Origin of the sequence: Streptomyces sp. SID11385, from assembly GCF_010548245.1 — a bacterium.
In the GTDB taxonomy this organism is placed as follows: Bacteria; Actinomycetota; Actinomycetes; order Streptomycetales; family Streptomycetaceae; genus Streptomyces.
The window spans coordinates 1-2,685 of sequence record NZ_JAAGLR010000415.1; the positions used below are offsets into that span (position 1 = coordinate 1).

Consider the following 2,685-nt stretch of genomic DNA (forward strand, 5'->3'; position numbering starts at 1 on the left):
CCCTCCCCGGCGGCCGCGCCGCCGACGAGCCCGCGAAGCCCGCCCCCGCCAAGCCCGCGCCCGCCAAACCGGTGACGCCCGCCCGCAAGCCCGAACAGCCACCCCGCCGCCCCGGCGCCGTACCCACCCCCGCAGAGGTCTTCCCGCCCAAGCGCCGCCCCGCGCCCCCCGGCGCCCGGTACGCCGCGCTCCTGGACCCGGCCGTCGGCGCGGGTGTCCACGGGGATGTCGACACGGACGGCAATGCGGACACCGCGGACACACCACCCCAGAAGCTCGCGGTCGGCTAGCCCGGTCTACTCTGAGCCCCATGGACTACGTCTCCGCACTCGTGCCGCCCGTGGTGATGGCCATCTTCTTCATCGGCCTCGTCAGGGTCATCGTCAAGACCCAGGGCGGCGCGGCCAAGAACAAGGAGGACGCCGCCGTCGACGCGGCGTTCGCCGGCGTCGAGAGCGGCTCCCGCACGGAGCACACCACCGCGCGCGACTGACGCCTCCGCGTCCGCGCTCCGGATCGCGCAAGGGGTGCGTGTCCCCGGGACCCGTTCACGGGTTCCCGCCGGGACGCGCACCCCTTTTGCCGCGCGGTGACAGGAATTGCCGTGAATTGAATAGATGGTGCCGCTTTGTGCACGTACAGTGCACGCGTGGTCCGTCCTTTGGGAGAACTGGAAGACGCGGTGATGACCCGCGTATGGAAGTGGAACCGTCCGGTCACGGTCCGCGAAGTCCTGGAGGACCTGAAACTGGAGCGCTCCATCGCCTACACGACCGTCATGACGGTCATGGACAACCTCCACCAGAAGGGCTGGGTCCGCCGCGAGTCGGAGGGCCGCGCCTACCGCTACGAGGCCGTCTCCACGCGCGACGCCTACGCGGCCTCCCTCATGAACGAGGACTGGGGCCGCAGCGACAACCGCGCCGCCGCCCTCGTCGCCTTCTTCCGCATGATGAGCGCCGACCAGCAGCAGGCGCTGCGCGACGCGGTACGGATGGTGCAGGGGCCGGAGGCGCCGACGGGGCGCCCGGCGGAGCAGCCGACGGAGCCCCCGGCGTCGCCGGTCGCCGAGGGGGCGCCTCCCGCCGCGCCCGAACCCGAACCCCGCGCGACGCCGTCCGCCGAGCCCGCGCCTCCCGCACCCGATCCCGCCGACGGTGACGGGGAGCGGTAGCGTCGCGATCATGTCCAGCGAAGCCGTACCGCCCGTCCCCGGCCCCCTGTCCGCGCCCGCCGTCTCGGTGCGCCGCGCCCGTACCGCCGACGTGGCCGCCGTGCGGGCGCTGCTCGACCCGTACACGCGGCGCGGCATCCTGCTCGACAAAGCGACCGTGACCCTTTACGAGGACATCCAGGAGTTCTGGGTCGCGGAACGCGACGACAACGCGGAGGTCGTCGGCTGCGGGGCGCTGCACATCATGTGGGAGGACCTCGCCGAAGTCCGTACGCTCGCCGTCGACCCCGCGCTCAAGGGCGCCGGAGTGGGTCATCTCCTGCTGGAGAAGCTCCTCCACACCGCGCGCTGGATCGGGGTGCGGAGGGTTTTCTGCCTCACCTTCGAAGTGGACTTCTTCGCCAAGCACGGCTTCGTCGAGATCGGCGAGACCCCCATCGACACCGAGGTCTACAGCGAACTGCTGCGTTCCCCGGACGAAGGCGTCGCCGAGTTCCTCGACCTCGAACGAGTGAAACCGAACACCTTGGGCAACTGCCGGATGCTGCTGCATCTGTGAACGCGCGGCGCTTCGCCTCCCGCGCTTTCCGTACGAACAGTGCCCGCGCGAGGACACGGCGCAGCCGCCCCGCCCTCTGACGTGCGACGAAGAGGGCCCGCCGCCCGCGCTCGCACTCTTCGCGCGGGTTCGCGCGGGCGCGCGAGAGGAGCGGCTTTGCGCGCGTCTTGCGCTTGTCTATCGGTACGCCTATCACTCCGCCTATGCCCGCGCGTATGGCGACCCCTATGGCCCCGCGTATGCCGGCACCTATGCCCGCGCGTATGTCAAAGGTAGGTGCTGGCCAAAGCTTGTCCGTCTTCCGGCCCGTTCCCGCGCTGTTTGGCGACGGCAATCCCGGCCCATTCCCCGGCCCGTAGGCCCGCTGCGACCTATGTCCGAAACGCGCATGTTTCCCGCGCGCCCGCTCTGCGCAGTCTCTCCTCAGCATCTCCGAGGGGTTTGTGTTTTCCCGGAAAAAGCGGTTTGCTTTCCGGCGTACTGCATTTAGGGATGAAAGGAAATCCAGTGGCCCAGAAGGTTCAGGTCCTTCTCGTCGACGATCTCGACGGCGGCGAGGCCGATGAGACGGTGACGTTCGCGCTCGACGGCAAGAGCTACGAAATCGACCTCACCACGGCGAACGCGGACAAGCTCCGCGGGCTGCTCGAGGACTACATCAAGAGCGGGCGCCGCACCGGTGGCCGCGGTTCCGCCGCCCGCGGCAAGGCGCGCTCCTCCTCCACCGGCAGCAGCGAGGAGACGGCGGCGATCCGCGCCTGGGCCAAGGAGCAGGGCATGGACGTCAACGACCGCGGCCGCGTCTCCCGGGCCGTCCGGCAGGCGTACGAGGACGCCCACCGCTGAGCCGCCCGATGCGGTACGGGAGCGGGCCGCCGGTCGCGGTACGGGAGCGGGCGCGACCCGCGGCGGTACGGGGCCCCGCGGGTCCGCCCGTACGCGCCCGGCGGCG

At 71.0% G+C, this 2,685-nt stretch carries 4 protein-coding genes and 1 pseudogene; all 5 read left to right on the top strand.

From position 1 onward, the window contains the following. Window positions 1-290: pseudogene (locus tag G3I42_RS12775) on the top strand (hypothetical protein); the annotation flags it as partial. A gap of 20 nt (window positions 291-310) precedes the next feature. Then, entirely contained in the window at window positions 311-493 is a 183-nt protein-coding gene (locus G3I42_RS12780) for a hypothetical protein (RefSeq protein WP_164285472.1), read from the top strand. 156 nt (window positions 494-649) lie between these two features. Beyond that, complete coding sequence (locus G3I42_RS12785; protein WP_164285474.1) at window positions 650-1,174, top strand: BlaI/MecI/CopY family transcriptional regulator; 525 nt, start codon at window positions 650-652, stop codon at window positions 1,172-1,174. Between the two features lie 10 nt (window positions 1,175-1,184). Beyond that, window positions 1,185-1,733 (top strand): amino-acid N-acetyltransferase, encoded by a 549-nt coding sequence (locus G3I42_RS12790; RefSeq protein WP_164285476.1) that lies wholly within the window; start codon window positions 1,185-1,187, stop codon window positions 1,731-1,733. Window positions 1,734-2,240: 507 nt separating this feature from the next. Next, window positions 2,241-2,579: an Lsr2 family protein gene (locus tag G3I42_RS12795; RefSeq protein WP_164285478.1), complete on the top strand. Its 339-nt coding sequence runs from the start codon at window positions 2,241-2,243 to the stop codon at window positions 2,577-2,579. The last annotated feature ends 106 nt before the right edge of the window (window positions 2,580-2,685 follow it).